This window comes from Kitasatospora sp. NBC_00240 (genome assembly GCF_026342405.1).
Taxonomy (GTDB): domain Bacteria; phylum Actinomycetota; class Actinomycetes; order Streptomycetales; family Streptomycetaceae; genus Kitasatospora.
The window spans coordinates 6,747,067-6,769,468 of the sequence record NZ_JAPEMU010000001.1 but is presented as its reverse complement, the minus strand read 5'-3'; the positions used below and the strand labels follow the sequence as shown (position 1 = coordinate 6,769,468).

Annotated in this window: 23 protein-coding genes; 14 read left to right on the top strand and 9 right to left on the bottom strand. The window is 72.4% G+C overall.

The window, feature by feature from the left end; genetic code table 11:
- The first annotated feature begins 32 nt into the window (after positions 1 to 32).
- Complete coding sequence (locus tag OG689_RS29015) at positions 33 to 1,349, top strand: MFS transporter (RefSeq protein WP_266323804.1); 1,317 nt, start codon at positions 33 to 35, stop codon at positions 1,347 to 1,349.
- Between the two features lie 33 nt (positions 1,350 to 1,382).
- Here the strand turns inward: OG689_RS29015 and OG689_RS29010 are convergent, their stop codons facing one another.
- Positions 1,383 to 2,348 carry an AraC family transcriptional regulator gene (locus tag OG689_RS29010; RefSeq protein ID WP_266323803.1) on the bottom strand — a complete coding sequence of 322 codons (966 nt, stop codon included), beginning with the start codon at positions 2,346 to 2,348 and terminating at the stop codon, positions 1,383 to 1,385.
- A 151-nt stretch (positions 2,349 to 2,499) separates the two neighbouring features.
- Here OG689_RS29010 and OG689_RS29005 point away from each other — a divergent pair, with 151 nt between their 5' ends.
- Positions 2,500 to 2,997, top strand: coding sequence for an anthrone oxygenase family protein (locus OG689_RS29005; RefSeq protein WP_266323802.1), 498 nt, complete (start codon positions 2,500 to 2,502; stop codon positions 2,995 to 2,997).
- Positions 2,998 to 3,104: 107 nt separating this feature from the next.
- Here the strand turns inward: OG689_RS29005 and OG689_RS29000 are convergent, their stop codons facing one another.
- Positions 3,105 to 3,338: a hypothetical protein gene (locus tag OG689_RS29000; protein WP_266323801.1), complete on the bottom strand. Its 234-nt coding sequence runs from the start codon at positions 3,336 to 3,338 to the stop codon at positions 3,105 to 3,107.
- A 117-nt stretch (positions 3,339 to 3,455) separates the two neighbouring features.
- Here OG689_RS29000 and map point away from each other — a divergent pair, with 117 nt between their 5' ends.
- Complete coding sequence (map, locus tag OG689_RS28995; protein ID WP_266323800.1) at positions 3,456 to 4,301, top strand: type I methionyl aminopeptidase; 846 nt, start codon at positions 3,456 to 3,458, stop codon at positions 4,299 to 4,301.
- 82 nt (positions 4,302 to 4,383) lie between these two features.
- On the opposite strand, the gene OG689_RS28990 is transcribed toward map, so the two are convergent.
- Positions 4,384 to 5,085, bottom strand: coding sequence for a bifunctional DNA primase/polymerase (locus tag OG689_RS28990; RefSeq protein ID WP_266323799.1), 702 nt, complete (start codon positions 5,083 to 5,085; stop codon positions 4,384 to 4,386).
- A 611-nt stretch (positions 5,086 to 5,696) separates the two neighbouring features.
- Here OG689_RS28990 and OG689_RS28985 point away from each other — a divergent pair.
- Both OG689_RS28985 and OG689_RS28980 read left to right on the top strand, forming a co-directional pair.
- Entirely contained in the window at positions 5,697 to 5,969 is a 273-nt protein-coding gene (locus OG689_RS28985) for a hypothetical protein (RefSeq protein WP_266323798.1), read from the top strand.
- Between the two features lie 64 nt (positions 5,970 to 6,033).
- On the top strand, positions 6,034 to 6,237 hold the full coding sequence (locus tag OG689_RS28980; protein WP_266327791.1) for a hypothetical protein: 204 nt from the start codon (positions 6,034 to 6,036) through the stop codon (positions 6,235 to 6,237).
- 52 nt (positions 6,238 to 6,289) lie between these two features.
- Here the strand turns inward: OG689_RS28980 and OG689_RS28975 are convergent, their stop codons facing one another.
- Positions 6,290 to 7,069 (bottom strand): PadR family transcriptional regulator, encoded by a 780-nt coding sequence (locus OG689_RS28975; protein WP_266323797.1) that lies wholly within the window; start codon positions 7,067 to 7,069, stop codon positions 6,290 to 6,292.
- A 174-nt stretch (positions 7,070 to 7,243) separates the two neighbouring features.
- Positions 7,244 to 7,678 carry a beta-ketoacyl synthase N-terminal-like domain-containing protein gene (locus tag OG689_RS28970; RefSeq protein ID WP_266323796.1) on the bottom strand — a complete coding sequence of 145 codons (435 nt, stop codon included), beginning with the start codon at positions 7,676 to 7,678 and terminating at the stop codon, positions 7,244 to 7,246.
- Between the two features lie 295 nt (positions 7,679 to 7,973).
- On the opposite strand from OG689_RS28970, the gene OG689_RS28965 reads away from it, so the two are divergent.
- The 3 genes from OG689_RS28965 to OG689_RS28955 all read left to right on the top strand — a co-directional run bounded on the left by OG689_RS28965 (position 7,974) and on the right by OG689_RS28955 (position 12,424).
- Positions 7,974 to 9,551 carry an AMP-binding protein gene (locus OG689_RS28965; protein WP_266323795.1) on the top strand — a complete coding sequence of 526 codons (1,578 nt, stop codon included), beginning with the start codon at positions 7,974 to 7,976 and terminating at the stop codon, positions 9,549 to 9,551.
- A gap of 16 nt (positions 9,552 to 9,567) precedes the next feature.
- On the top strand, positions 9,568 to 10,782 hold the full coding sequence (gene hemA / locus OG689_RS28960; protein ID WP_266323794.1) for a 5-aminolevulinate synthase: 1,215 nt from the start codon (positions 9,568 to 9,570) through the stop codon (positions 10,780 to 10,782).
- 85 nt (positions 10,783 to 10,867) lie between these two features.
- Complete coding sequence (locus OG689_RS28955; protein WP_266323793.1) at positions 10,868 to 12,424, top strand: long-chain fatty acid--CoA ligase; 1,557 nt, start codon at positions 10,868 to 10,870, stop codon at positions 12,422 to 12,424.
- A 28-nt stretch (positions 12,425 to 12,452) separates the two neighbouring features.
- Here the strand turns inward: OG689_RS28955 and OG689_RS28950 are convergent, their stop codons facing one another.
- Positions 12,453 to 13,121: a response regulator transcription factor gene (locus OG689_RS28950; protein ID WP_266323792.1), complete on the bottom strand. Its 669-nt coding sequence runs from the start codon at positions 13,119 to 13,121 to the stop codon at positions 12,453 to 12,455.
- A gap of 474 nt (positions 13,122 to 13,595) precedes the next feature.
- On the opposite strand from OG689_RS28950, the gene OG689_RS28945 reads away from it, so the two are divergent.
- From OG689_RS28945 to OG689_RS28935, 3 genes are all read left to right on the top strand, one after another.
- Positions 13,596 to 14,906: a hypothetical protein gene (locus tag OG689_RS28945; protein ID WP_266323790.1), complete on the top strand. Its 1,311-nt coding sequence runs from the start codon at positions 13,596 to 13,598 to the stop codon at positions 14,904 to 14,906.
- Between the two features lie 143 nt (positions 14,907 to 15,049).
- Positions 15,050 to 15,448, top strand: a complete 399-nt coding sequence (locus tag OG689_RS28940; RefSeq protein ID WP_266323789.1) for an ACT domain-containing protein — start codon at positions 15,050 to 15,052, stop codon at positions 15,446 to 15,448.
- Between the two features lie 181 nt (positions 15,449 to 15,629).
- Positions 15,630 to 15,887 (top strand): Prokaryotic metallothionein, encoded by a 258-nt coding sequence (locus tag OG689_RS28935; RefSeq protein WP_073923170.1) that lies wholly within the window; start codon positions 15,630 to 15,632, stop codon positions 15,885 to 15,887.
- Positions 15,888 to 16,008: 121 nt separating this feature from the next.
- Here the strand turns inward: OG689_RS28935 and OG689_RS28930 are convergent, their stop codons facing one another.
- Positions 16,009 to 16,521: a DUF3761 domain-containing protein gene (locus OG689_RS28930; protein WP_266323788.1), complete on the bottom strand. Its 513-nt coding sequence runs from the start codon at positions 16,519 to 16,521 to the stop codon at positions 16,009 to 16,011.
- Between the two features lie 613 nt (positions 16,522 to 17,134).
- On the opposite strand from OG689_RS28930, the gene OG689_RS28925 reads away from it, so the two are divergent.
- The 3 genes from OG689_RS28925 to OG689_RS28915 all read left to right on the top strand — a co-directional run bounded on the left by OG689_RS28925 (position 17,135) and on the right by OG689_RS28915 (position 20,285).
- The gene (locus OG689_RS28925; RefSeq protein ID WP_266323786.1) at positions 17,135 to 18,409 is read left to right on the top strand and encodes an extracellular solute-binding protein; all 1,275 of its coding nucleotides are present in this window, start codon (positions 17,135 to 17,137) and stop codon (positions 18,407 to 18,409) included.
- A gap of 104 nt (positions 18,410 to 18,513) precedes the next feature.
- Positions 18,514 to 19,440 carry a carbohydrate ABC transporter permease gene (locus OG689_RS28920; protein ID WP_266323785.1) on the top strand — a complete coding sequence of 309 codons (927 nt, stop codon included), beginning with the start codon at positions 18,514 to 18,516 and terminating at the stop codon, positions 19,438 to 19,440.
- Positions 19,440 to 20,285 carry a carbohydrate ABC transporter permease gene (locus tag OG689_RS28915; protein ID WP_266323784.1) on the top strand — a complete coding sequence of 282 codons (846 nt, stop codon included), beginning with the start codon at positions 19,440 to 19,442 and terminating at the stop codon, positions 20,283 to 20,285. The genes OG689_RS28920 and OG689_RS28915 overlap by 1 nt, the downstream gene beginning before the upstream one ends.
- A gap of 112 nt (positions 20,286 to 20,397) precedes the next feature.
- Here the strand turns inward: OG689_RS28915 and OG689_RS28910 are convergent, their stop codons facing one another.
- Together OG689_RS28910 and OG689_RS28905 are read right to left on the bottom strand one after the other, a co-directional pair.
- Entirely contained in the window at positions 20,398 to 21,249 is an 852-nt protein-coding gene (locus OG689_RS28910; RefSeq protein ID WP_266323783.1) for a class II fructose-bisphosphate aldolase, read from the bottom strand.
- The gene (locus OG689_RS28905; RefSeq protein WP_266323782.1) at positions 21,230 to 22,162 is read right to left on the bottom strand and encodes a hexose kinase; all 933 of its coding nucleotides are present in this window, start codon (positions 22,160 to 22,162) and stop codon (positions 21,230 to 21,232) included. Before OG689_RS28905 ends, OG689_RS28910 begins: the two co-directional genes overlap by 20 nt.
- Positions 22,163 to 22,402: the final 240 nt, after the last annotated feature.

Genomic DNA, 22,402 nt, shown 5'->3' with positions numbered 1-22,402 from the left:
GCGGCCGCCGGCACGGCGGAGGATTTCCCCTCGTGAACGACGAACCACCGCATACAAACCGGCTGCGCACCCTGCTGCGCGGCCTCCTCCCGGACCTGGCGCCCTGGCGCTCGTCGCGGGACTTCCGGCTGCTCTGGAGCGCCGGCTGCGTCACCACCTTCGGCAGCTTTCTCACGTACATCGCCGTCCCGCTCCAGATCAAGGAAATGACCGGCTCCTACCTGGCGGTGGGCCTGGTGGGCGCGGTCGAACTGATCCCGCTGATCGTCTTCGGGCTCTGGGGCGGCGCGCTCGCCGACGCGCTCGACCGCCGCAAGCTGGTCCTGGCGTCGGAGGCCGGCCTGGGCCTGCTGTCCGGGCTGCTGCTGCTCAACGCACTGCTGCCGACCCCGCTGCTCTGGCCGGTCTACCTGGTGGTCGGCCTGGTCGCGGCCCTGGACGGCCTGCAGCGCCCGGCGCTGGACACCCTCACCCCGCGGATCGTCGCGCACGACCAGATGACCGCCGCGTACGCCCTCACCTCGCTGTACCGCAGCGCCGGTTCGATCCTCGGCCCGGCGCTGGCCGGCCTGATCGTGGCCTTCGCCGGGGTGCAGACCGCGTACGCCCTGGACGTGCTGACCTTCGCGGTCTCACTGCTGCTGCTCGCCCGGATGCGGGCGGTGCCGCCGCCCACCGGCGCGGCGAAGCCCTCGCTGGCCGGGATCGCGGCGGGCCTGCGGTACGCCCGCGGCCGCCCCGAGCTGCTCGGGACCTACGTGGTGGACATCTGCGCGATGCTGTTCGCCTTCCCCAACGCCGTCTTCCCCTTCCTCGCCGACGAGTTGGACGCACACTGGGCCCTCGGCCTGATGTACGGCGCCTCGGCGGTCGGGTCGCTGGTGGTCTCGGCGACCAGCGGCTGGGCGTCCCGGGTGCACCGGCACGGGCGGATGGTGGTGCTCGCCGCGCTCGGCTGGGGCGCCGCGATGGCGGGCGCGGGACTGGCCGGCAACATCTGGCTGGTGCTGCTCCTGCTGGCGGTGGCGGGCGGCGCGGACAACGTCAGCGGCCTTGGCCGGGCCACCATGTGGAACCAGTCCATCCCGGACGAGCTGCGCGGCCGGCTGGCCGGCGTGGAGCTGCTGAGCTACTCGGTGGGACCGCAGCTGGGTCAGGTCCGGGTCGGCGCGATGGCGGGGGCGATCGGCGTCCGCGGCTCGATCTGGGCGGGCGGGCTCGCCTGCGTGGTCGGCGTGGTGGCGCTGGCGGCGGCGCTGCCCAAACTGCTCGCGTACGACGCCCGGACGGACCCGCACGTCGCGGCGGTGAAGGCCGAACGGGAGAAGCAGCCGCTGCCGGTGGGCTGAGCGGCCGTCATCTTCCGTGCGACGGCGGGCCGCTCAACCGCGGCCGGCCGTCGCGGGGGCGCCGGCCCGCGCGCCCTCGCGGTGCGCCTGAGGGCTGACGCCGCGTTCGCGCTTGAAGGCGGTGCTCAGCGCGAAGGCGCTGCCGTAGCCGACCCGGCGGGCCACCGAGCCGACCGTGGCCTCCGGTTCGCACAGCAGGTCGGCGGCGAGCGAGAGCCGCCGGCCGGTCAGGTACGCCATCGACGGCTCACCGACCAGTTCGGTGAAGCGGCGGGCCAGCGCGGCCCGCGAGACGCCGGCCTCCGCGGCGAGCAGGGCGACCGTCCAGGGCCGGGCCGGGTCCCCGTCCAGCAGTTTCAGCGCCCGGCCGACCACCGGGTCGCCCTGGGCCCGGTACCAGGCCGGGGCGTCGGCCTCCGGGCGGGAGAACCAGGCCCGCAGGACCGCGATCAGCAGCAGGTCGAGCAGCCGGTCGAGCATCACCTCCTGGCCCGGCTCGTCCCGGCCGATCTCCTCCGCCAGCAGCGCCGGCAGCGGACTGCTCCAGGCCTCGGCGGGCACCACCAGCACCTGCGGCAGGGCGGCCAGCAGCCGCCGGCTCACCTCGCCGTCCAGCTGGTAGGTGCCGCTGATCAGCACGGCCGAGCCGTCCGGGTTGTCGCCCCAGGTACGCACCCCGAGGTTCATGTCGTCGCAGAGCTCCCGGCCGTCCGGGGTGGTGGACAGCTCACCGGGATGGATCACGATCTGCGGCTCGGTGGCCGGGTCGTCGGCGATCGTGTACGGGTCGGGGCCGCGGAGCACCGCGATGTCGCCCGGCCGCAGTCGTCGCGGCTCGCCCTCGTCGGGGACGATCCACGCCTCACTGCGCTCCACCTGGACCAGGGTGAGCGGCGCGCGGTCCTGGATCCGCAGCGACCACGGCGGGTCGAGCACCGACCTGAGCAGGAAGGCGCCCCGGGCCCTCGGCCCGTCCAGCAGACCCGCGAGTGCGTCCATACCGCCGAGTCTAGGACAGCGCCTGGACGCCCGCGTATGCCCGTGAGCCTCTCGACCATGGCCCCGCCGGGGCCGCCACGGTTGACTGACAGAGCGACAGAAACCGTCCGCACCCGGCCCCGGCCGCCGCCCCGGCCTCCAGGAGATCCCGATGCCCGTGCTCAGAACCGCCTCACTGCTCGCGGCGACCGTCACCATGGGTCTCACCGCCGGCCTCTTCTACGCCTACGCCTGCTCCGTGATGATCGCGCTGCGCGGGGTGGACGACCGCACCTTCGTCGACGTGATGCAGCGGATCAACACGTCGATACTCAACGGCTGGTTCGGGATCGGCTTCGGCGGCGCGATCCTGCTCACCGGGATCACCGCGGCGCTGCACCGGCAGGGCGGGGCGCGCTCGGTGCTGCCCTGGATCGTGGCCGCGATCGTGCTGTACGGGGTGATGTTCGTGGTCACCTCGGCGGTCAACGTGCCGCTCAACAACCAACTCGCCGCCGCCGGCGCGCCGGACGGGATCGCCGACCTCGCCGGGCTGCGCGCGCACTTCGAGGGCACCTGGGTGCGCTGGAACATCGTCCGCGCGATCGCCTCGACCGGCGCCCTGGGCTGCCTGGCCTGGGCACTGGTCCTGGAGGGGCGGATCCGCTGAACCCCGGGCCCGGCCGGCGAGGCACGGTGACCGGCCCCGGCGACCGGCCCCGAGGGGCGGCCGAACCGTACCGCCGGCCGCCGCCGGGCCCGGTCCGGCCCCCGGGGTCAGTCCTCCTTGGCCCCGCCGGCCGCCTCGTCCTGCCAGCGGGGGTCGTCGCGCCACTCCCGGTTGCGCTCGTCCGCGATCGCCAGCGCCTGGCCGGCCTCCTCCCGGGAGGCGTACGGGCCGAGACGGTCCTTGGCCGGGCACTCCGGGCCCTCCTCGACCTTGGCGTGCTTGATGCAGTAGAACCACTCGCCGGGCTTCCCGGTCGGCTTGCGGTTGAATCCCAGAGCCATCTCGGGCTTCTCCTGTCGGTCGGACGTCTGTTGCTCGGACCTCGTGTCGATCATGCCCGGTGACGCCCCCGGACAACCCGCCGGGGCGGCCGGGGCCCGGCGGATAGACTCGCCGTCATGGCTCTCGTACCCGGCATCCAGTCCCCCACCCGCAAGGTTCCGGCGCACATCGCCCGCCCCGAGTACGTGGGCCGGCCCGCGCCCACCCCGTACACCGGGCCCGAGGTGCAGAGCGCCGAGACGATCGAGAAGATGCGGATCGCGAGCCGGATCGCCGCCCGGGCGATGGAGGAGGCCGCGAAGCTGATCGCGCCGGGGGTCACCACCGACGAGCTGGACGCCGTCGCCCACGAGTACATGTGCGACCACGACGCGTACCCGTCCGACCTGGGCTACCGCGGCTTCCCCAAGTCGATCTGCACCTCGATCAACGAGGTGATCTGCCACGGCATCCCGGACTCGACCGTCCTGCAGGACGGCGACATCGTCAACATCGACGCCACCGCGTTCATCCACGGGGTGCACGGCGACCTCAACGCGACGTACCTCTGCGGCGACGTGGACGAGGAGTCCCGGCTGCTGGTCGAGCGCACCCGGGAGTCGCTGAACCGGGCGATCAAGGCCGTGAAGCCGGGCCGGCAGGTCAATGTGATCGGGCGGGTGATCGAGTCCTACGCCAAGCGCTTCGACTACGGCGTGGTGCGGGACTTCACCGGGCACGGGATCAACACGTCGTTCCACTCCGGCCTGATCATCCCGCACTACGACAGCGAGCGGGCCACCGAGGTGATCAAGCCGGGGATGACCTTCACGATCGAGCCGATGCTCACCCTGGGCACCTACGACTACGAGATCTGGGAGGACGGCTGGACGGTCGTCACCAAGGACCGCCGGCGGACCGCCCAGTTCGAGCACACGCTGGTGGTGACGGCGGACGGCGCCGAGGTCCTCACCCTGCCGTGACGTGCCGGCCGGGCCCGCCGCCGTGACCTCCCCGGCCGGGCCCGGACCGCCGCCCGCGCGGCCGAGCGGTGCAAGCGGCCGGTCAGCCGATCAGCCACTGCTCCTCGGCCACCGCGCCGACCTCCGTGCAGGCGTCGGTCAGCACGTCGAGGACCCGCAGCGGGTCCGGCAGCGGCTGCTCGGGGCCGCGCAGCCAGCGCACCTCGGAGCCGTCCGGCAGCGCGGCCGGCGGGAGCAGCGTGTACGAGCCCCGGCAGTGCCAGCGCAGCCCGGGGTGCTCGGACATGGTGTCGGGGGTGGAGTCCAGCGCGCTGGGCCACCACTCGTCCTCGTCGATGGGGGTGCCGCGGGTGGCGGTGAAGAACAGGTAGCGGTCCTCGCCGACGGCGGCGACCGGGCCGCCGACCCCCAGCTCGGAGAGTCTGGCGAGGGCCAGCACACCGGCCTCGGCGGGGACGTCCAGGACGTCGTGGGCGCGGCCGGTGGCGGTGATGAAGTTCGCCTGCGGGTCGCGCGAGAGCCAGCGGGCGAGCTGCTCGGGATCGGTGGTCGCCTGCGTCTGCCAGGCGAAGGACACCGGGTGCTGGGCGGGGGCCGGACAGCCGACCCGGTCGCACGAACACCGATAGCCCGCCGGGTGCGCGGCCGGTGCGAGCGGGAAGCCGGCGCGGACGGCGCCGAGCAGCTGATCCAGACGGGCGGCGGGGCTGTCCGACGCCACCGGGCGGACCCGCTGACGATCGCGCTTCTGCCACCAGGTAGTCCACCTGCTGCTGGCTTCCATCGGGCCCCTTCCGTACACCTGCCGTGCCTGGTGCGGCACAGCATCGGACGCAACTCATGCGAGGCAACACCGGACGGGCCCCGCTGCTTCCCGGGGGGCTCGGTCTGCCGTCTCCGCCGCCCGGCCGGAGCCGGGGTCACCGGACGGTCGACGCTCGGGGTCACGGTACGGAGTACGAGAGTTGCGGCTCGGCGGACGGACGCGCGGACGCGCGTCTCACCCGGCCCGTACGGGCCCGCTGACCCGGGCGATGACCCGAGGGCGTACAGAGCAGGATAAGGGTGTGAGGGACCTGTGGATGACCGGGGGCGGTGCATCCCCGGTCACACCACGACCGATCCCGGACCGCAGCCACCCACCCGGTCACAGCCGGTCACGCCCGCGCGCCGGTCGCACGGTCGCCGGCGGGGCCCTCCCGACCGGCGAAGGCCCTCACCGGGAGGCGCGCCTGCGAGGGGAAACCGCTGGTGGCGGGGGACGCGCCCGCGGTGCGGCCGAGCCGGCCGGCGGGGCCGCCAGGATTCACGGCTCCGCCGTAGCGCCCCGTCCGGCCGCGCGCCCCGGGCCGCCCCGTCGCCGCGCCTCAGGCGCCGAGGTGAGACGCTGGTGGGGTGAGAAGCGCGGACACCGAATTCATCGGCGGACCACTGGACGGCCGGATCCTGCCGATCCCGCTCGGTCCGTTCAACGGCGTGCCCAAGACCTACCGGGTCCCGGTGCCCGCCCACGGGGACGTACCGGCCGAGACGCTGGTCTACGTCCGCGCCAAGCAGCACCGGGGCGCCCGCTGGCACTGGCGCTACGAGTTCGACGGACCGGCGTCGGGGCACGCGCCCGACCCGTCCGTGGTCACACCCGAGCAGTCCGGGCACACGCCCGAGTGACGGCGGCGCCGCGTCCGACGGTGCGGACGGCCCCGGCGGCCGCCGCGGCAGCAGGAGGACGGACATGGCGCACGTCAAGCGGCACCCGAGAACCGGCGGCAGTGGTCACGGCGGCGTCCGGCGCGGCCGGCAGGCGGTCTTCCTGGCCGCCGGGCTGCTGGTGCTGATCAGCCTCTACAGCGTGACGATCGGCTCCAACGGCTGGCTGTGGTTCGGCTGGGCGGTGCTGCTGATGGTCTGCGTGGCCCTGTTCGCCGTACGCGACTAGGGCGTTGCGACCGGTCGGCAGCACCGCCCGACCACTCTCCCCCCCGCGTCGGTCAGTCATCCTCGGCGAGGATCAGGTAGAGCTTCTTCCGGGCCTCGGTGAGGACGGCGAGCCCCTTGGCGCGCTGCGCCTCGGTGCCCGTGGCCATCACCTGCCGGATCGCGGCGTCCACCGCACCGAGTGCCTGACCGACCTCCTGGACGGCCTCCCAGTCGACCTCGCGGCCGGCCTCCGCCCACGGCTCGTTGGCGCCGGCCTCGGCCTCGGCCCGGCCCGCCTCGGTGAGCTGGACCAGGCGCTTGCCGGAGACCTCCTGGGCGGTGATCAGCCCCTCCTCCTCCAGCAGTTGGAGGGTCGGGTAGATCGAACCCGGGCTCGGCCGCCAGGCCCCGCCGGTGCGCTCGGCGATCTCGGCGATCATCTCGTAGCCGTGCATCGGCCGCTCCTTGAGCAGCGCCAGCAGCGAGGCCCGGACATCACCGCGCCTGGCCCGGCCGCCACGGCGGCCCCGCGGCCCGCCGTGCCCGCGGCCGTGACCGCCGAAGCCGTGCCCGAACGGCCCGCCGGGCGGCCGGCCGGGGAACCCCGGCCCGCCCGGTCCGCCGCCGAACGGCGGCCCGAACGGCCCGAAGGCCCGCCGCCCCTCGAACCCCTCGCCGGGGATCTCCCCGAACTCCGGGCCCCGGCCGCGACGACGTCCGCCGCGCCCGCCTCCCTCTTGCTCCCTGTACCGGTTCCCTGGGCGCATGACGCCCACCACCTCTCGTTGCGGACAGTCTCGAAGTAACTGTCTCGATAACTCGACGATATATCGGTAACTGTCGCTCGTCAACGGATTCCGACTGTCGGCCACCGACCTGCCTCAGTGGAGGTCGGACGTGTCTCATCGAACTTGGATGGATGCCGATCCGTCTCGGCGAAGGTCGATCAGAGGCTGGTCCGTCTCGACGAAGCTTGATCACCCGGCTCGGCCCCTGATGCTGGGCGCCGGGCGCTGGGGCAAGACTCAGTCCCGACACTGCCGTGATCGAGAACGTCCCGTTCCGGCAGGACGGTGCGGCCGAGGGGGACGTCGCGCAGTTCCAGGAAGCCGCCCTCGTTGACGTACGAGGTGCCCGGGATGCTCGGGGTCCGGGTGGTGGATCGCGTCCAGGCCGCAGCCTCGATCGGCGGGGAAGGCGTCGACGGCGTCGCGGCCCTCGCCGACCAGCTGCCGCAGCTCCTCGGGGGTGCTGACGTCGCCGGGGAAGCGGCAGGCCGTGCCGATGATCGCGATCGGCTCGTGGCCGGCCTCCTCCACCACTTGGCGGCGTGCGCGGATCTCCACCAGGTCGGCGGTCACCCACTTGAGGTGGCCACGGAGCGTCTCTTCATTCGCCAGGTGACTGCCCACCTCTTCGACGAACGCCCGGAGTTCGCCCACGTCGCCGATGTCACCCATCGCCTTTCGCCGTCCCGGTTGACGGTCAGGGCCCCAGCGCCCCTCAACCCCTGTCCGGCCCCTGGCTCGGCCGCGGCCGACCAGGTCGGGTGCCCTGCTGGGAGGGCCGAAGGGGCAGGGGCCGCACCGGACGGCAGGTAGCCGATCGGGTACTGACCGATGGTCGATGCGAGGTGCCCGGGTCGAGGGACCCGTTGGCCCCTTGGCGCTCGGCCGGGCCGCCGGGAGGCTGACGACTGTCCGTGCAAGACAGGGATCCCCGTCGGGGGCTTCCGCGCATCGAATCGAGGTCACCATGGCCGATCCGGCCGAGTCGCAGACGGGCGGCTACGCCGCCGAGATCCTGGCGGTCCTGACTGCCGATCCGGACCGCACCGTGCTGCACTTTCACGGCGAGCCCGTGTCGGCCGGCGAGTTCGCGGATTCGGTGGCGGGCGCGGTCCAGGTGCTGCGCGGCCTCGGGGTCGGCCCCGGCACGATGATGGGCATCGTGGTGGCGCCCAACAGCCCCGACATGCTCGGCGCGCGCTACGCCGCCCACCTGCTCGGCGCGGGGGTCTGCTACCTGGGCACCACCAACCCGGGCTCGACCGAGCGGCTGCTGCCGATCGAGGGCCAGCTGGGGATCCTGCGGGACACCGGCGCCACCGTACTCTTCACCGACGCCGAGAACGCCTCCCGCGCAAAGGAGTTGGCCGAGCTGCTGAGCGGCTCGCTGGTGCTCACGGGCTTCGGGGTGGACCTGGCGGAGGCCGTCCCGGTGACCCCGGTGCCGGCAGCGGAGCTCGGCGACCCGGCCGAGGCAGCGGTAGCGGGGGACGAGCAGGACGTCGCGGTGGTCGCGTTCACCAGCGGCAGCACCGGCCGGCCCAAGGGCATCCGGCTGTCGAACCGGATCTGGGACAGCTTCGTCCGGATGAACCTGAGCTCGATGATCGAGGCCGAGCGTCCCCGGATACTGGTCACCACCCCGCTGAGCCACACCGTCGGGCCGATGGCCGACGCGGTGCTGCTGTCGCGCGGCGTGGTCGTGCTGCACGAGGAGTTCGAGCCCGGCGCGGTGCTGCGCGAGGTCGCGGAGCAGCGGATCACCCGGACCTTCATGGCCACCGAGCACCTGTACCGGCTGCTCGACCACCCGGACGCCCGCACCACCGACCTGACCACCCTCTGGCTGCTGATCTACGCCGGCAGTGCCGCGGCCCCGGCCCGACTGGCCGCCGCCGTCGAGACGTTCGGGACCCGCCTGTTCCAGGCCTACGGCACCAGCGAGGGCGGCCCGATCACCAACCTCAAGCCGTTCGAGCACCTGGACCCGCGGCTGCGCTCCTCGGTGGGGCGCCCGTTCCCCGACGTCGAGGTCAAGGTCTGCGACCCGGAGACCGGCGCGGAGACCAAGATCGGCGACACCGGCGAGATCTGGTTCCGCTGCCCGCGCGTGATGGACTGCTACTGGGGCGAGCCCGAGCTGACCGCGAAGGTGCTGAGCGACGGCTGGTTCCGCACCGGCGACATCGGCCGGCTCGACGAGGAGGGCTACCTCTACCTGGTCGACCGGTTGGCCGACGTGGTGAAGACCAAGGGCGTCAAGGTCCACCCGGCGGTGGTCGAGCGGCAGATCCTCACCCTGCCCGGCGTGGCGCACGCCGCGGTCTTCGGCGTCCGGGACGCGGACAACATCGAGCACCTGCACGCCGCCGTGGTGCTGCGGCCGGGCGCGCCGACCACCGTCGAGCAGATCCGCGCCCACGTGACCGAGGCGCTGTCCGCGGTGCACGCACCCGAGCAGATCGCGTTGCTCGACGAGCTCCCGCTGAACTCCGCCGGCAAGCCGGACAAGCTGCGGCTGCGCGCCCTGCGCACCGCCCTCTAGAGAGCGAGTGATCACCATGACCGCACACCTGGACTTCTTCACCCAGGAGATGCAGGAGTTCGCCGAGCAGAGCCGGCAGTTCCTGGAGATCGGCCGGCACGCCGGCCGGTTCCCGAGCGCCAGCGCACGCGAGGGCCGGTCGGGCGCCGAGCTGGAGATCAGCGTCTGGTGCAGCAACGACTACCTCGGCATGGGCCAGAACCCCGCCGTGCTGACCGCCATGAAGGAGGCCGTCGACGCGTTCGGCGCCGGCTCCGGCGGCTCCCGCAACATCGGCGGCACCAACTACTACCACGTCTTGCTGGAGCAGGAGTTGGCCGCGCTGCACGGCATGGAGTCGGCACTGATCTTCAGCTCCGGTTACACCGCCAACGACGCCGCGCTGACCGTGCTGGCGGGTCGGATGCCCGGCACCGTGGTCTACTCGGACCAGCTGAACCACGCCTCGATCATCGACGGCCTGCGGCACGCCGGCGTCGAGAAGCGGGTCTTCCGCCACAACGACGTCGCGCACCTCGAGGAACTGCTGCAGGCCGATGGCGACCGGCCGAAGCTGATCGTGCTGGAGTCGGTCTACTCGATGTCCGGCGACATCGCGCCGCTGGCCGAGATCGCCGCGCTCGCCGAGAAGTACGGCGCCACCACCTACATCGACGAGGTGCACGCGGTCGGCATGTACGGTCCGCGCGGTGCGGGCATCGCCGCCCGCGAGGGCATCGCCGACAAGTTCACCGTGGTGATGGGCACCCTGGCCAAGGGCTTCGGCACCTCCGGCGGCTACATCGCGGGCCCCGCCGCGATGGTGGACGCGGTGCGCAGCTTCGCCCGCGGCTTCATCTTCACCACCTCGCTGCCGCCGGCGGTCGCGGCCGCCGCGCTCGCCGCGGTGCGCCACCTCTCCGGCTCGGACCAGGAGCGCGAACGGCTGGCCGCCAACGCCCAGCTGCTGCACCGGCGGCTGACGGAGCATCGGATCCCGTTCGTGTCGCCGATGTCGCACATCGTCTCGGCCTTCGTCGGCGACGACGCCCGCTGCCGCCGGGCCTCCGAGCTGCTGCTGGAGCGCTACCGCATCTACGTGCAGTCGATCAACGCCCCCAGCGTCAAGGAGGGCGAGGAGATCCTGCGGATCGCGCCGTCCGCCACCCACACCACCGCCGACGTGGAGAAGTTCGCCGAGGCGCTGGACACCGTGTGGCAGGAGCTGGACATCCCGCGCACCCGGGCCTGAGCCCCCGCGCCGGCGGTCGGAGCGTTCGCGCCGCCGACCGCCGGCGCCCTTCCTTTCCCGACCACCCATCATGAGCGGAGGACCGGTGACCCTTTCACTCGCAGCCGTGCTCGCCGAGTCGGCGGCGCGACGCCCGGACCACCCGGCGATCGACTTCGCCGGTGAGCGCCTGACGTACCGTGAACTCTGGTTCCGTGCGCGGCAGTACGCGACGGCGCTGGGCGAGCAGGGGATCGGCCCCGGCGACCGGGTGGCGCTGCTTCTGCCGAACGGCCTGGAGTTCCCCCCGGTCTACTTCGCGGTGCTCTCGCTCGGCGCGGTCGTGGTGCCGATGCACGCGCTGCTCAAGGCCGGTGAGATCGAGTACGTGCTGCGCGACAGCGGCGCCAGGGCGCTGGTCTGCGCAGGCCCGCTGCTGGCCGAGGGCCGTAAGGGCGCGGAGACCGCCGACGTGCTGCTGCTCACGGTGCGGGCCGAGCAGGAGTGCGAGGCGCCGAGCCTCGACCTGCTGGCCGAGCGGGCCGAGCCGATCGCCGCCCACCTGCCGTGCGCGCCGGACGACCTGGCGGTGATCCTGTACACCTCCGGCACCACCGGCCGACCGAAGGGCGCGATGCTGACCCAGCTGAGCGTCACCATGAACGTCACCGTCGGGATGCTCTCCCCCTTCGACTTCCGGCCGGACGACGTGCTGTTCGGCTGCCTGCCGCTGTTCCACACCTTCGGCCAGATCTGCGGGATGCTCACCTGCTTCCGGGCCGGCGCCACGATGGTGCTGACGGACCGCTTCGAGGCCGCGAGCGCGCTGGAGCTGATGACGGAGCACGGCTGCACGGTGTTCATGGGCGTGCCGACGATGTACCTGGCGCTGCTCGACGCGGCCACTCGCACTCCCCTGCGCCCGCCGCTGGACCGGGCGTTCTCCGGCGGCTCGGCGCTGCCGGTCAAGGTGCTGGAGGAGTTCCAGGCCGTCTTCGGCTGCACCATCTACGAGGGCTACGGGCTGACCGAGACCTCGCCCGTGGTCGCCTACAACCAGCGGGCCTGGCCCTGCAAGCCGGGCACGGTGGGCCGACCGATCTGGGGCGTCGAGGTGGAGATCGCCCGGGCCGAGCTGGAGGGCCGGATCGAGCTGCTGCCGGCCGGCACGGTCGGCGAGATCGTGGTGCGCGGCCACAACGTGATGGCCGGCTACCTGGGGCGGCCGGAGGCGACCGCCGAGGTGGTGGTGGACGGCTGGTTCCGCTCGGGCGACCTCGGGATCAAGGACGAGGACGGCTACCTGTCGATCGTCGACCGGAAGAAGGACCTGGTGCTGCGCGGCGGGTACAACGTGTACCCGAGGGAGATCGAGGAGGTGCTGGTGCACCACCCGGCCGTCGCGCAGGTGGCGGTGATCGGCGTCCCGGACCAGCGGCTCGGCCAGGAGGTGTGCGCGGTGGTGATCCCGCGCGCGGGGTTCGCGGCGGACGCGGCACTGGGCGGGCAGATCGTCGCCTGGGGCAAGGAGCGGCTGGCTGCGTACAAGTACCCGCGCGTGGTGGAGTTCGCCGACGCGTTCCCGCTGGGGCCGAGCGGCAAGGTGCTCAAGCGGGAGTTGGTCGCGCGGATCGGCAACGCCGCTACCGGGGCGGTGCGCTGAGGCCGTGGTGCGCGCGCCGGAGGCCGGGTCAGACCGCGAGCAGCCCGTCCTCCAGCGCGCGCACCACGGCCAGCGTGCGGTTGGGGCAGTTCAGCTTGGTCAGCACATTGCCGACGTGCCGCTTCACACCGTGCTCGGAGATCTGCAGCTGGCGCGAGACCTGCTTGTTGCTCAGCCCCTGCGCCACCAGCTCCAGCACCGCCAGCTCACGGGCCGACAGCGCGGCCCCCTCGGCGCCGGCCGGCTGCGGGCTCGGCGCCGGCGGCGGCATGCTGGCCCGCACCAGGAGCTTGCGGGCCAGCATGCCGGAGACGTAGAACTTGCCGGCCAGCGCGTCGGACATCGCCTCGCGCAGGGTCTCCGGCTCCACCTCGGACCAGGCCAGGAACCCTTGCGCCTCGCACCGCGCCAGCGCCTGCGGGTCGATCGGCTCGGGCCCGTCGACCAGCAGCAGCAGCAGCCGGGCGCCGTCGGCGCAGAGCGCCTGGACCAGCTCCGGGGTGCCGTCGTTGCCCAGCTCGGCGGCGGCGGTCAGCACGAGGTCGAAGCGCTGCCCGTCGGCCGGGCGGGAGTTCAGTGACTGGATGGTGCTGGCACGGTCGAACACCCGGATCATGCCTTCCAGTGCGAATCGGTGTAACGCGTTCTCCAGCACCAGGGCGATGCTGAGTCCGGACTCGTCCAGCTCAATTCCCACTGTTGCGTTCCTTCGACCGAGGGGATCGGGGGTGTGCGGAGCACCGGCCCAGGCTAACCGTGGATCCACCGACCGCCCACCCCTTTTCGATGTGTACTGACTTGCCGTCAAGAGACGGCGCCCCAGCGGCGGGCCGGTTCGGCGACCCGGCCGGTGGGGGCCGGCTGAGGATCTCGCCGAGCAGGTTCATGAGGGCCTCCTCCCGGGCCGGCTCCGGCAGCAGACCCCGGCGAGCACGGCGAGCAGCGAGACCGAGCCCCGGGCGGACCCTGGCACCTCGTGGACCTTCGACCGACCCCGGACGGTGCCCGCCCCGGCCGCACGCATTCCGACGCCCCGGGCGGTGCCTCGCACTCCGGGTCGCGCGCGGGCGCGGGCGACACATCGGCGTTCACCATCACACCCCTTGACGACTCGTCAGCAGATCGGGCGAAGGGCTGTCACTCGCGTCGGGGCCGGGCTAGCGTCACAGAGATGTTGAAGTTCAGCGGGCAGCCCGCAGTACCGAAGAACGTCCAGATCTCGCTGCAGTCCCTGGTGGACAACGCACACCTCCTGAGCCCGCAGCTCAGGGACGTCCTCTCGTTCGTCCGGGCCCACGAGTCGGTGCATCTCTTCGTCGAGGTGCTCGACTCCGGGACCGGCGCCCACGGCAACACCGGCACCTACGTCAGCCTTCCCAAGGCCCCGACCGGGACCTTGGTCCAAGAGGCCTTCCTGAGCGGGCCGGCCCTGCTCCTCGGGCGGCACGAAGCCTTCGTCAAGGTCACCGTGGAGGCCGGACCGGGTTCGTCGCCGGTGGAGGCGTCGACCACGCTGCTGCACGAGCTGGAGCTGCACGCGGTACCGGCCGGCCTGCTGCTCCAGCGCCTCGCCCTGACACCCGAGGGCGACGACGCCCGGCTCGGGCTGGTGCTCGACCGGATGCGCCGGGCGGACGAGCACACCGACCTGGACCGCCAGGAGCAGTACGTGCGGTCCGCCGCGCGCATCCGCGCGGCCGCCCCCGACAGCACCACGGCCGGTTGGGCCGCCGAGCTGCTGAACCGGGCCGGCCAGGACGCCACCGAGCAGTTCGCGGCCTACGAGGCCAAGAACCCGGACATGGACGAGGCCTCACCCGCCCGGGTCCAGTGGCTGATCGCACTGATCGCCGGGGTCGGCCGGGCCGGCCCCGACGCGGTGGCCGACCGCCCCAAGCCCGGCCCCCGCAAGGCCCGCGCCCGGGCAGCGGCGCCGGGCCCGGACGTGGCGGGACTGATCGCCAGGCGGCTGACCGAGCGCGTCGGCATGCTCGAGGTCGTCGACGAGGCGCGGGCGGTGTTCGGCCTGCCGGTCGGAAAGGTGCTGGACCTGTACTGCCGGCAGCTGGTTCCCGCACTGCTCGCACAGGCACCCGGCCACGGGCTGACCGACGTGGTGCAGCAGGTGGTGTTCCTGAACCACCACGGAGTCCCGAACCTGGTCGCCCTGGACGCCGTGGACGCCGTGGACGCCGCGGGCAGCACGTCCCCGCCGGCGGTACCGGTCGTGAGTTCCTGGCCGCCCGCCGACCTGCCGGTGTTCTGGCTCACCAAGGGCGAACGCGACTCGTGGACCCAGCTCACCGGCCTGCCCGAGTCGGTGCAGCGGGCCGGGGCCGTCGCGCACGGCAGCCTGCTCTACCTCGACGGCCAGGTGTACAAGGCCGCGGTCAGTGACACCAAGCCCGCCCGTGAACCCCTGACCACGCGATTCTTCCCACACACCGCCACCGGCACGTTCGTGGCCCTGCTCAGGCAGTGACCGGCCGGCCGGGTCCGGTCCCGCACCGGACCCGGCCGCGTCCGACGAAGGACGTCCGGCCCGGTCCTCGGTGCGGCGCCGGCCGCGCGCCACACCAGGCGAGGGGCGGGACAGCCGGGCACCCAGCGGCTACGGTGGCCGCCATGGCCGGTGAAATGGATCTCGCGAAGCTGCTCGGCGGAATGCGTCCCCACCTCAACCCGGGGCGGTACGTGTACTGCACCCTGCCCGCCAAGGTGCCGGCCGGAATGCGGCCGGTGGTCACGGTCGCCGAACCGGAAGGCGTGACCGTGGTGGTCAGCCAGCAGGAGGCCGACGAACTGGGGCTCCGCTACGAGTACGTGGCCGCCTGGATCACCCTGCAGATCCACTCGGCGCTGGCCGCCGTCGGCCTGACCGCCGCCGTGGCCGGACGGCTCGCCGAGGTGGGGATCAGCTGCAACGTGGTCGCGGGCTTCCACCACGACCACCTGTTCGTCGCCGCCGACGACGCCGAGGCCGCCGTACGGGCGCTGGAGGAGCTGGCGGCGAGTCAGGCCTGAGCGCCCGGGGCCCCTCGCCCGTCCGGCCTCGGTCGATGTCTCCCGTCCCCGTCCCACTCCGCCCCGCCCCGTCCCCCGGACGGCCGAACGCCGATGGCCGTGCCCGGGAGGCGCCCCGACACTGGGACTCGCTGAGCGCCGTCCCGGCCGGTCAGCGCCGACAGGAAGGGAGACGGACCCCATGGCGGTCTGCGACGTCTGCAGGAACGACTACTGGCTGGCCTTCGAGGTGAAGACGATCACCGGCGACACCTACACCTTCGACAGCTTCGAGTGCGCGATGGAGAAGCTCGCGCCGCGCTGCGAGCAGTGCCAGGTGCGGATCGTCGGCCATGGCGTGGAGGTCTCCGGGCGCTTCTTCTGCTGCGCCAACTGCGCCCGGGTCAACGGCGGCCTGGGTGAGCAGATCCGCGACGCCGTGGGCGCCCACCCCTCCTGAACCGCTCCGCCGAACCGCTCCGCGCACCCACGAAGGCGGCTCCCGTCCAGGACGGGGGCCGCCTTCGGCCTGTGACGTGCCGAGTGCCGTGCGTTCCACGGGCCCGGCCACCCTGGCCGGCTCACTTGAACCAGTACCGCACCCCCTGGTGACCGGAGCAGGTGCCGCTGAAGTTCGCGGAGTCCGAGGGTGTGCCGTCCTTGCACTGGGCCGTCTCGCCCGCGTGCGCGGGGGTGACGCCGACGTCCCAGCCGCATTCGCCGACGGTGTGGTGGGCACAGCTGCCGGCCGGCGCGGGCGCCTTGGTCGGGGCGGGTGCGGGCGCGGGCGCCTTGGTCGGGGCCGGGGCCTTGGTGGGCGCGACGGTCCGGGCGGGCGCGGGGGCCGGCGGCGGGGTGACGGGCGCGGGCGGCGGGGCCGCCTCCGTGGTCACGACCGGCTCGGGCACCGGCGCGGCGGGCGGGGCCGCGGCGGGCGGCGGGGTGGACGGCGCGGTCGCGGACGGGGCCGCCGCCGGGGGGCTGGCGACCGCGGCCGCCTTGGTCACGGCGGGCGTCGGGGTGTTCGGGTCGCATGCGGCGAGGGCCAGGACGGCGACGGCCACGGGAAGCAGGCGGGAGAGAGTTCTGATCACGAACGGTGAAGCTACTCCGCCCCCGGGCCGGCGGTGCCGGCGTCGGGCCGGCTGACCGCACAATCGTTACCGCGGACGGGACGCGGCACGGCCCGGGCCGGCGGCCGGGGACTTCGAGGGCTACGACCGGGGCCGTGTGACGAGGGGTCGACCGCACTGTCGCGGCAACCGGTCGGGGCACCCCCGGCGGATTGCCGGACACCGCCGGGGCGAAGGACGGGGGCGGGCCGACCTCTCCCTGCCGGCCAGGTACGGATCGAGACCACTGCTTGATTATGCGTGGTTCCCATCAGTATCACGCAGAAGAACGCAGATTGCCTCAATGCTTCGTGGCCGGTCTGTATCTTTCTGCACATTTATGACCCATTCTGCGCATGAGCACGCAGCAACGATTCGATAACCTGCACCCTTGTGCCCTAGCTCCGGCCCGTGACAGCGGAGTAAGACTGGCCACACCCAGGAAGCCGCAGGCCTTCCACAATCCCCGATCCGACACCCGTACTTCGGCACCGCACCGCACCGGCCGCACCCTCCCCGGCTCCCCGGAGCCGGTCCGCCGCACCGGCGCCCCGCCACGGGTGGCTTCAGGTCAACTCATAAGGCGGTAACTCCCTTGAACCGATCTGTACTTCTCCTTTCGGCCGCGTGTGTGACCGGTGCGCTGGTGCTGACGGGTTGTGGCAGCAGTGGTGGTGGTTCGGATGCTTCGTCGGGTGGTACGACGACGATCAAGTTGGTGGCGGCGGACTACGGTGACTCGGCGGCGAACGGGTCGAAGGCGTACTGGGACGGTGTGGTGAAGGGGTTCGAGGCGGCGAACCCGAAGATCAAGGTCGATGTCCAGGTGGTCAACTGGAACGACATCGACAAGCAGGTCAAGACGATGATCCAGTCGGGGAACTACCCGGATGTGCTGCAGACGGGTGGGTACGCGGACAAGGTGGCGGACGATCTGCTGTACAAGGCGGCGGACGTGCTGTCGCCGGCGACGCAGTCGAACTTCATCGAGACGTTCTCCAAGGCGGGTCAGGTGAAGGGGACGCAGTACGGGATCCCGTTCGTGTCCTCGGCCCGGGCGTTCTTCTACAACAAGGCGATTTTCGCGCAGGCGGGGATCACCGAGGCGCCGAAGACGTGGGACGAGGTGAAGAAGGACGCGGAGCTGATCAAGGCGAAGGTTCCGGGTGTGACCCCGTACGCGCTGCCGCTGGGCCCGGAGGAGGCGCAGGGCGAGAGCATGATGTGGGAGCTGGGCAACGGCGGCGGGGTGACGGACGCGTCGGGGAAGTACGCGTTGAACTCGGCGGCGAACGTGGAGACGTTCTCGTGGCTGAAGGCGAACCTGGTGGACCCGGGTCTGACGTACCCGAACCCGGCGACGACGGATCGTAAGACGGCGTTCGCGGACTTCGGTGCGGGGAAGGCGGCGATGCTGAACGGGCACCCGTCGCTGATCCAGAAGTCGAAGGACGGGAAGGTGGACTACGCGGTGGCGCCGATCCCGGGCAAGGCGGGGCCGCTGAAGTCGACGCTGGGTGTGGCGGACTGGGTGATGGCGTTCAAGAAGAACGGTCACCAGGCGCAGGTGAAGGCGTTCCTGGACTTCGCGTACAACAAGGAGAACACCCTCAAGTTCGACGAGCTGTACAACCTGATGCCGGTGACGCAGGACACGCTGAAGGAGATGACGGCGAGCGGGAAGCACGCGGACCTGGAGCCGTTCTTCGCGCTGCTGCCGTCGGCGGCGTTCTACCCGCTGGGTGACACCAGCTGGGACGCGGTGTCCGCGGAGATCAAGAAGAGTGGTGGCACCGCCGTCGCCGGCGACCCGGCCGCCGTCCTCGGCGACCTCCAGAAGAAGGCCGAAGCCGCGGCCGCCGACAAGTAGCAGGCGGCAGCCAGTACTTGACTCCAGCGGCCGGGAGCCGGCGCCGGCGGACCCATACGCCGGCGCCGGCTCCCGGCCGCTCCCCGCACCCACGGAAGGCCCCCGTGTCGCACACCCCTGCCCGCCCCGGCGCCTCCGTCGCCCCGCCCGCCCGCCGGCGCGGGCCGCTGGCCAGGCTCGGCCCGCTGCCCTGGATAGCACCGGCCGTGCTGCTGATCGCCGTCGTGGTGCTCTGGCCCGTCTACCAGATGGCCCGCACCTCCTTCCTGCGGATCAGCACCACCGGCTTCGTCCGCGGACCGGCCGGCTTCGACAAGTACCGCAAGCTCCTCGACGAACCCGACCTGCCGGGCGTCCTGGTCTGGAGCGTGGTCTGGACGGTCGTGGTGGTCGCGCTGACCATGCTGCTGTCGCTGGCCCTGGCCCAGTTGTTCAACCAGCAGTTCCCCGGCCGCCGGCTCACCCGCTGGGCGCTGATCGCCCCCTGGGCCGCGTCCGTGCTGATGACCGCCATCGGCTTCAAGTGGATGCTCGACCGCACCGCCGGCGTCCTCAACACCGCCCTCACCGACCTCGGGATCATCGACGGCCCGCAGGACTGGCTCGGCGACCCCGGCTCCGCCAAACCCTGGATGGTCCTGGTCGCGGTGTTCGTGTCACTGCCGTTCACCACCTACACCATCCTCGCCGGCCTGCAGACCGTCCCCGCCGAGGTCTACGAGGCCGCCAAGGTCGACGGCACCGGCCCCTGGCAGACCTACCGCCTGATCACCCTCCCGCTGCTGCGCCCCGCGCTGCTGGTCGGCCTGGTGATCAACCTGATCAACGTCTTCAACTCCTTCCCCGTCATCTGGGGCATGACCCAGGGCGGCCCGAACAGCGCGACGGCGACCAGCACCGTGTTCGCCTTCCAGTTGATGAACACCGACATCGGCGAGTCCGCGGCCATGTCGGTGCTCAACTTCGGCCTGGTCGTGGTCATGGTGCTGCTCTTCCTCAAGGTCAGCCGCTGGAACCAGGAGGAGAACTGATGAGCACCCAGGCCATGCCGCGCAGGCGGACGATCCGGCCGCGTACGGTGGTCGTCGCGGCGGTCGCGTGGCTGCTGGCGGCGCTGTTCCTCATCCCCTACCTGGAGATGATCGTCACCGCCCTGCGGCCCGCCGACGAACTGCGCGACGCCACCTACCTGCCCTCGCACTTCGAATGGTCCAACCTGATCAAGGTCTGGACCGACTCCACCCTCGGCGGCAACCTGCGCGTCACCCTGCTCGTCGCCGCCGGCTCCACCCTGCTCGTCCTGCTCGTCGCCCTGCCCGCCGCCTACTACACCGCCCGCATCAAGTACCGCGGCCGCAAACTCTTCCTGCTGCTCGTCCTGGTCACCCAGATGTTCCAGCCCACCTCCCTGCTGGTCGGCCTCTACCGCGAGTTCTACCAGTTCGGGATGCTCAACTCCGTCTGGACCCTGATCATCTGCAACGCCGCCTTCAACCTCGCGTTCGCCATCTGGATCCTCACCGCCTACATCTCCTCCATCCCCGTCGAACTCGAGGAAGCCGCCCAGATCGACGGCCTCGGCCGACTCGGCGCCCTGCGCCGCGTCACCGTCCCCCTCGCCATGCCCGGCATCGTCACCGCCCTCATCTTCACCTTCATCTCCGCCTGGAACGAATTCGTCATGGGCCTGCGCCTCACCACCGTCCCCGAGAGCCAGCCCCTCACCGTCGGCATCAACAACTTCATCGGCAACTACACCGTCCAGTGGAACTACCTCTTCGCCGGATCCGTCGTCGCCATCCTCCCCGTCGTCGTCCTCTTCGCCTTCATCGAACGCCAGGTCGTCTCCGGCCTCACCGCCGGATCCGTCAAATAGCACCACGCACAACGGCGAAGGCCGCGTCGGCCGGGTCTCCCCCGGGCCGCCGCGGCCTTCGCCGTCCCGCTCAAGCCGTCCTGCTCACGCTCTCCCGCTCACGCCGCCCCGCTCACGCCCCGGTGCGGCTGCCGCCGGCCAGCACCCGCAGCAGCCGGGCGACCTCCTCGGTGACCGCCTCCCGGGCTGGGGTGAAGTACTTGCGCGGGTCGACCAGCTCGGGGCCGGCGTCGAGCCGGGCCCGCAGTTCGCGGGTGAACACCCGGTTCAGGTGGGTGCCGATGTTCACCTTGCTGATCCCGGCCGCGACCGCCCGGACGAGGTCCTCGTCCGCGACGCCCGAGGAGCCGTGCAGCACCAGCGGCACCGGAACGGCCGCGCGCAGCTCGGCGATCAGGCCGAAGTCGAGCTTGGCGTCCCGGGTGCTCATGGCGTGCGAGCTGCCGACCGCGACGGCCAGCGCGTCCACCCCGGTCGCCGTGGCGAAGGCGTGCGCCTCGGCGGGGTCGGTACGCACGCCCGGCGCGTGGGCGCCGTCCTTGCCGCCGATCTCGCCCAACTCGGCCTCCACGGACACTCCGTGGCTCCGGCAGAGGGTGACGGCCGCCGCCGTGGCGGCGACGTTCTCCTGGTACGGCAGCCGGGCGCCGTCGAACATCACCGAGGTGAGGCCCAGTTCGACCGCCTCGGCCACCAGCTCGGCGGACTCGGCGTGGTCCAGGTGCACGGCGACCGGCACGCTCGCGGCCCGGGCGGCGGCCAGCGCGGCCAGGCCGGTCGGGCCCAGGGCGCCGTGGTAGCGCACGGCGTTCTCGCTGATCTGCAGGATCACCGGCCGGCCGGCCCGTTCGGCGCCGGTGACCACGGCCTCGATGTGTTCGAGCTGGATGACGTTGAACGCGCCGACCCCCGTGCCCTCCCGGACGGCCGCGGCGACGATCTCGTTACTGGTGGCGAGGGACATGGATCTCCTGCACGGGTACGGCGGTGCGCAACCGCCGGTAGGTGGGTGGGTCGAAGCCGCCCGCGACCGGGCAGAGCACGGCCGCCGCGGACAGGGCCACGGCCTCCCGTACGGTTTCGGGCCAGGGAGTGCCGGCGGCGAGGCCGGCCGCGAGGGCGGCCACGCAGGCGTCACCGGCGCCGGTCGGGTTGCCGGGCAGCTGCTCGGGCGGGGCCGCGCGCCAGGTGCCGTCGGGCGTGACGGCGCAGAGGCCGTCCGGGCCCAGCGAGGCGACCACGGCCCGGGCTCCCCGGGCGCGCAGCAGGCCGGCGGCCACCAGGGTGTCCGGGCAGCCGGTGGCTGTCCGGAGCTCGGCGGCGTTGGGCTTGACGACGTCCGGGCCGGCGGCGGCGCCGGCCAGCAGCGCCTCCCCGGTGGTGTCGAGCACGGTGCGGCAGCCCGCTGCTGCGGCGGCCCGGACCAGCCCGGCGTAGGCGTCGACGGGCAGGCCGGGCGGCAGGCTGCCGGCGAGGACGACGACGGAGGTGGAGGTGAGCAGGCCGGCGTAGTGCTGCTGGAAGGCGGCCCACTCCGGGGCGGTGATCGGCGGTCCGGGCTCGTTGAAGACCGTGGCGTCGCCGTCCTCGGCGCCGGCCACGGTGAGGGTTCGCCGGGAATCCCCCGCGACGGCGAACAGTGCGTCGGGCAGGCCGGCCTCGGCCAGCTCCGCGCGGATCTGCCGCCCGGTGGCACCGCCGGCCAGACCGGTGACGAGGGCCGGCATTCCGAGGGCCGACAGCACCCGGGCGACGTTGACGCCCTTGCCGCCGGCCCGGGCGTGGACGGCGGTGGCCACGTGGGAGCTGTACGGGACGAGGCGCGGCACCTGGTGGGTGATGTCGAGGGCGGTGTTGAGGGTGACGGTGAGGATCACCGGTGGCTCCAGGGTCGATGGTGGAGCAGCATGCTTCTTCTTGCATGATTGATAGCCTGTTCAAGCACTAATGCGCAAGCTTCGATCGCCGATCGCCATCAGCCCAAGGCTTCGGCGGCATTGTCAGGAGCATTGTCAGGGCCAGGTCGACTGCGCTATATCTGCAGCATCACTGCTTAGTTCTGCCGACAAAGAGGTCCCAGTGCGCAAAACTTTGCAACACCCTCGCCATCCTCACCA

Coding starts and splice junctions, on each gene's coding strand:
- OG689_RS28980 (WP_266327791.1), top strand. CDS start 6,034: ATGGCGCACGTCAAGCGGCACCCGAGAACCGGCGGCAGTGGTCACGGC.
- hemA (WP_266323794.1), top strand. CDS start 9,568: ATGACCGCACACCTGGACTTCTTCACCCAGGAGATGCAGGAGTTCGCC.
- OG689_RS29010 (WP_266323803.1), bottom strand. CDS start 2,348: ATGGACGCACTCGCGGGTCTGCTGGACGGGCCGAGGGCCCGGGGCGCC.
- map (WP_266323800.1), top strand. CDS start 3,456: ATGGCTCTCGTACCCGGCATCCAGTCCCCCACCCGCAAGGTTCCGGCG.
- OG689_RS28915 (WP_266323784.1), top strand. CDS start 19,440: ATGAGCACCCAGGCCATGCCGCGCAGGCGGACGATCCGGCCGCGTACG.
- OG689_RS28945 (WP_266323790.1), top strand. CDS start 13,596: ATGTTGAAGTTCAGCGGGCAGCCCGCAGTACCGAAGAACGTCCAGATC.
- OG689_RS28990 (WP_266323799.1), bottom strand. CDS start 5,085: ATGGAAGCCAGCAGCAGGTGGACTACCTGGTGGCAGAAGCGCGATCGT.
- OG689_RS28935 (WP_073923170.1), top strand. CDS start 15,630: ATGGCGGTCTGCGACGTCTGCAGGAACGACTACTGGCTGGCCTTCGAG.
- OG689_RS28965 (WP_266323795.1), top strand. CDS start 7,974: ATGGCCGATCCGGCCGAGTCGCAGACGGGCGGCTACGCCGCCGAGATC.
- OG689_RS28970 (WP_266323796.1), bottom strand. CDS start 7,678: ATGGGTGACATCGGCGACGTGGGCGAACTCCGGGCGTTCGTCGAAGAG.
- OG689_RS28940 (WP_266323789.1), top strand. CDS start 15,050: ATGGCCGGTGAAATGGATCTCGCGAAGCTGCTCGGCGGAATGCGTCCC.
- OG689_RS29005 (WP_266323802.1), top strand. CDS start 2,500: ATGCCCGTGCTCAGAACCGCCTCACTGCTCGCGGCGACCGTCACCATG.
- OG689_RS29000 (WP_266323801.1), bottom strand. CDS start 3,338: ATGGCTCTGGGATTCAACCGCAAGCCGACCGGGAAGCCCGGCGAGTGG.
- OG689_RS28910 (WP_266323783.1), bottom strand. CDS start 21,249: ATGTCCCTCGCCACCAGTAACGAGATCGTCGCCGCGGCCGTCCGGGAG.